Genomic DNA, 4,901 nt, shown 5'->3' on the forward strand with positions numbered 1-4,901 from the left:
ACCCTCCCCGCCCCCGCCACGCACAGGCCCCCGCGTCCTCGACTACACGGCGGGCCGCCGCTCCGAGAACGTGCTGGTGCCCGCCCCTTCGCGGACCTGAGCCACCAGTTCCCGTACGACGTCCGTGCCGCGCAGCGTCAGTACCGACTCCGGGTGGAACTGGACGCCAGCGAAGCCAGGCCCGCGCAGCGCGTGCACCTCTCCCGCATCGCTGCGGCTGATCTCGACCTCATGGGCCGCCAGCTCGACGGCGGCCTCGTCGTCGCACCGCGCCACGAAGCTGTTGTAGAAGCCGACGGTCTCCGTCCGCCCGAAGAGGCCGATGTCCGTCTGGGCGCCCTGGTAGGGGACTTCCTTCCGTACGATCTCCAGGCCGAGCTCCGCGGCGATCAGCTCATGGCCGAGGCAGACGCCCAGTACCCCGTGCCGGTGCCCGCGGAGCACCTCGGCGGTGAGACCGCGCAGGAACGCCATCTTGGGGTCGGCGATGTCCGACGGGTCGCCGGGACCGGGGCCCAGGACCAGCGGCCCCTCGTGCGCGAGCACCGCCTCCCGCAGCCCCGGCTCGTCGTACCGCCGGATGGTCACCTCCAGCCCCGAGGAGCGCAGCAGATACGCGAGCATCGCCGTGAAGGTGTCCTCGCCGTCCACGACGAGCGCATGCCCCGCCAACTCGGCCGACCGCTCCTGCATCCGCAGCCAGAACGGCGCCAGCGAGGCCCGCCGCCCGTCGAGCGCGGCCCGCACCCGCGGATCGTCGGCGAGGTTCGCCCGTACGCCCTCCTCACGCGGCCGCCCGGGCCGTACGCCCAGGGCCGCCAGCACCCCCGCCGCCTTCGCATGCGTCTCGGCGACCTCGCTCGCCGGATCCGACCCCCGTACGAGCGTCGCGCCGACCGGCACCCGCAGCCGCCCGCCCCCGTCGATGTCCGCGGTCCGGATGAGGATGGGGGAGTCGAGGGTCTGGGCCCCGCCGGAGTCGCGCCCGATCAGCGCGAGCGCCCCCGCGTAGTACCCGCGGCCAACCACCTCGTGCCGCTCGATGACCCGGCAGGCGTTCTGCACCGGCGACCCGGTGACGGTCGCCGCGAACATGGTCTCCTTCAGCACCTCGCGCACATCAAGCGACGACTTGCCCCGCAACTCGTACTCGGTGTGCGCGAGATGGGCCATCTCCTTCAGGCGCGGCCCGATCACGACACCGCCCATGTCGCCGACCGTGCACATCATCTTGAGCTCCTCGTCGACGACCATCGAGAGCTCCTCGATCTCTTTGCCGTCCGCGAGAAACTCCAGCAGGTGCTCCGGCGTCGGTCCCTCGGCCGGGTAGCGGTACGTCCCGCTGATGGGGTTCATCACGACGGTCCCGCCGGACATCCGTACGTGCACCTCGGGGCTCGCCCCGACCAGCGTCCGCTCTCCCGTGTGCACGACGAACGTCCAGTACGCCCCCCGCTCGCCGACCAGCAGCCGTCGGAAGAGAGCCAGCGCGTCGGCCCGGCCGAACCCCGGGATCTCCCCCTCGTACGTCCGCCGGATGACGAAGTTCGCGCCTTCGCCCCGCCCGATCTCCTCGTCCAGCACCCGCCCGACGATCTCCGCGTACTCCTCGTCCGCGACGTCGAAGCCACCGCCCTCGACACGAACGTCGTGCGCGGGCAGCTCCGACAGGGCCTGCTCCAGCGGGAGTTCGTACGAATCGTCCGGGGTCAGCACCGTGAGCGGTGTGCCGTCGTCGCGGACGTCGAAGCCGCGCTCCCGGATCTGGCGGAACGGGATGAGAGCCAGGCCCTCGGGAATGTCGGCCAGCCGCTCATAAGTGGAGACCGGGCCGAGCAGCAGCTCGACGGTGTCGTGATCGTGGCCCGGCGTGCGGCGGCGCAGCAGGGCGAACGGGCGGGGATCGTCCAGCAGGTCGAGCAGGTTCATGGGTCCGTGTTCCTTCTCGGCGTCTCGGTGAAGAGGAGTGGAGAGGAACGGTCCCGGTCGTGAAAACACCGAAGGCCGCCCCTCGGGCGGCCTTCGCGAAGTCTTGCGTACGCGCAGTCAGTGGGCCGCCGGGTGAGCGGTCCACCACCAGTTCTGGTTCTGGGTCGAGTGCGCGAACATGCGCCGCACCTTACCCCACATCCCGCGCCGACTCACGTGATCAACACCTCGCGTTCATCCTATGATCACGTCTGCTTTGACATGTTCCAGACCGCTTCATGACGAACAACCTCTACAACAACCACCTCACGGACCACGCCAACCTGACGGACGCCGTCACCACCGACTACACGACGAACTCGTCCGGGGCCACCGACCCCTGGATGAACCTGCGTTCCATGCGGGCCTGTTCGGGCGACGAGACCAAGGCGCTGCCCCCGGTGACCAAGAAGGTCGCGTGGTGCTGGTCGTCGGCCCACAGCGACGACGACACCGGACGCTGGTGGCCGCAGGGCCTGAGCAGCACCGGCACCGCCGACGGAGGCGACGGCGCCATCCAGGGCAAGCACGTCACGGCGGTCGCCTGGCACTACAAGACGTACGTGCAGGATCCCGCGGCGGACAAGGAGGGCTGCCGGACGAACAACCTGCTCAAGCTCACGTTCATCGACCGGGACACTGCCAAGTACCGCCACGTGCTGCTCGCCGAGCCCACCAGCACGTCGTCCAGCGCCTCGAACTTCAAGTTCGTCACCGGTCACGCCGGCGGGATCGTCTGGTACGGCAACTACATCTACGTCACCGACACCTCGAACGGCATCCGCGTCTTCGACATCAACAAGCTCGCCAAGGTCGACACCTACGGCTCGGGCGTCGCCACCTACGGCATCAGCGGCGGCAAGTCCAGCGCCTGCGGCTATCCCTACGTGCTGCCCCAGGTCCACTACTACAAGCAGGCCTCCCCGCCGCCCTCGGGCGGATGCGACAAGGACGCCGTCAGCGGGGTCCCCGACGCGGACTCCCTCTGCTACGCCTGGCTCTCGCTCGACAAGACCGGCGGCAGCCCGTTCAAGCTGGTCACGGGCGAGTGGTTCGGTGATGCCAACGGTGGACGGGTGGTGCGGTACCAGCTGAATCCGGCCGGTTCCGCGACGTATCCGGGGCTGCTGAACATGTCCGGCGGCAAGACGGTCATCGAGGACGCCTACGCCGCCACCCGGTACCGCGGACTGCAGGGCGGCATGACCTGGACCGACGACCAGGGCGTACTGAACTTCGACTTCCACAAGGGCTGCGCCATCAGGCCCGCCGTGTTCTCCCACACCTGGGCGGGAGACACCAGGACTCCGACGGCGTGCACCAGTAACAACCTGTCCACCGGGAACTGGGCGGTGGGCACACCGCAGGCCCTGAGCTACTGGCCCAAGCTCGGCGCGACCCAGGTCGACGAGCTGTGGGGCCTGACGGAACACGTCCCGGGCCCCGCCCGACCCGTTTCGATCGAGCGCGGTTCGTCTCACTTGATGAGCATGTGAATGGACGCCCGACACGACCCCGTAATGTTGACGTCGTGACCGTGAACGCTAAGTCCAGCGCGAGCGCTGGCAACACCTGGCGAGACCTGCCCGCGGCGCAGCAGCCCGAGTACCCCGATGCCGAGGCTCTGCGCGATGTGATCGCGGACCTCGAGTCGTATCCGCCGCTCGTCTTCGCCGGCGAGTGCGACCAGCTGCGCGCCCGGATGGGAGCCGTCGCCAAGGGCGAGGCGTTCCTGCTCCAGGGCGGCGACTGCGCCGAGGCCTTCGACGCCGTGTCCGCCGACCACATCCGCAACAAGCTCAAGACCCTGCTCCAGATGGGCGCCGTCCTCACGTACGCGGCGTCCGTGCCGGTCGTGAAGGTCGGCCGCATCGCCGGCCAGTACTCGAAGCCGCGCTCCAAGGGCACCGAGACCCGCGACGGCGTGACCCTGCCGACGTACCGCGGCGACTCGGTCAACGGCTTCGAGTTCAACGAGAAAGCCCGGATCCCGGACCCCGAGCGTCTGAAGCGGATGTACAACGCCTCCGCCTCCACGCTCAACCTCGTCCGCGCCTTCACCACCGGCGGCTACGCCGACCTGCGCCAGGTGCACGCCTGGAACCAGGACTTCGTGAAGACGTCCCCGTCGGGACAGCGCTACGAGCAGCTGGCGCGCGAGATCGACCAGGCGCTGAACTTCATGCACGCCTGCGGGGCCGACCCGGAGGAGTTCAAGACCGTCGAGTTCTACGCCTCCCACGAGGCGCTGCTCCTCGACTACGAGTCGGCGCTGACCAGGGTCGACTCCCGTACGGGCCACCTGTACGACGTCTCGGCCCACATGGTCTGGATCGGTGAGCGCACCCGTCAGCTGGACGGCGCGCACATCGAGTTCGCCTCGAAGATCCGCAACCCGATCGGGATCAAGCTCGGCCCGACCACGACGGCCGAGGACGCGCTGCAGTACATCGAGCGCCTCGACCCGGACCGCGAGCCGGGCCGCCTGACCTTCATCGTCCGCATGGGCGCCGACAAGGTCCGCGACAAGCTCCCCGAGCTGGTCGAGAAGGTCACCGCCTCCGGCGCGACCGTGGCCTGGATCACCGACCCGATGCACGGCAACACCTACGAGGCGGCCTCGGGCCACAAGACCCGCCGCTTCGACGACGTGCTCGACGAGGTCAAGGGCTTCTTCGAAGTCCACAAGGGGCTCGGCACGCACCCGGGCGGCATCCACGTCGAGCTCACCGGTGACGACGTCACCGAGTGCGTGGGCGGCGGTGACGAGATCTTCGTCGACGACCTGCACCAGCGCTACGAGACGGCCTGCGACCCCCGCCTGAACCGCAGCCAGTCGCTTGACCTGGCGTTCCTGGTGGCGGAGATGTACCGGGACCAGTAGTAGATCAGCAGCCGTTTCGGCTGTTACCAGCGCATGGAGTGGGGGGGGG

4 protein-coding genes are annotated in these 4,901 nt (G+C 69.1%); 2 read left to right on the forward strand and 2 right to left on the reverse strand.

Annotation, left to right across the window (positions count from 1 at the left end; genetic code table 11):
* Positions 1-42: 42 nt before the first annotated feature.
* Both GAS53_RS20845 and GAS53_RS58385 read right to left on the reverse strand, forming a co-directional pair.
* Positions 43-1,929 carry an anthranilate synthase family protein gene (locus tag GAS53_RS20845; RefSeq protein WP_151479162.1) on the reverse strand — a complete coding sequence of 629 codons (1,887 nt, stop codon included), beginning with the start codon at positions 1,927-1,929 and terminating at the stop codon, positions 43-45.
* Between the two features lie 117 nt (positions 1,930-2,046).
* The gene (locus tag GAS53_RS58385; protein WP_404829261.1) at positions 2,047-2,130 is read right to left on the reverse strand and encodes a trp operon leader peptide; all 84 of its coding nucleotides are present in this window, start codon (positions 2,128-2,130) and stop codon (positions 2,047-2,049) included.
* Positions 2,131-2,207: 77 nt separating this feature from the next.
* On the opposite strand from GAS53_RS58385, the gene GAS53_RS56395 reads away from it, so the two are divergent.
* Both GAS53_RS56395 and GAS53_RS20860 read left to right on the forward strand, forming a co-directional pair.
* Positions 2,208-3,464, forward strand: coding sequence for a hypothetical protein (locus tag GAS53_RS56395; RefSeq protein WP_225859013.1), 1,257 nt, complete (start codon positions 2,208-2,210; stop codon positions 3,462-3,464).
* 35 nt (positions 3,465-3,499) lie between these two features.
* Positions 3,500-4,852: a class II 3-deoxy-7-phosphoheptulonate synthase gene (locus tag GAS53_RS20860; RefSeq protein ID WP_151479164.1), complete on the forward strand. Its 1,353-nt coding sequence runs from the start codon at positions 3,500-3,502 to the stop codon at positions 4,850-4,852.
* Positions 4,853-4,901: the final 49 nt, after the last annotated feature.

This window comes from Streptomyces albicerus (genome assembly GCF_008905045.1).
Taxonomy (GTDB): domain Bacteria; phylum Actinomycetota; class Actinomycetes; order Streptomycetales; family Streptomycetaceae; genus Streptomyces; species Streptomyces albicerus.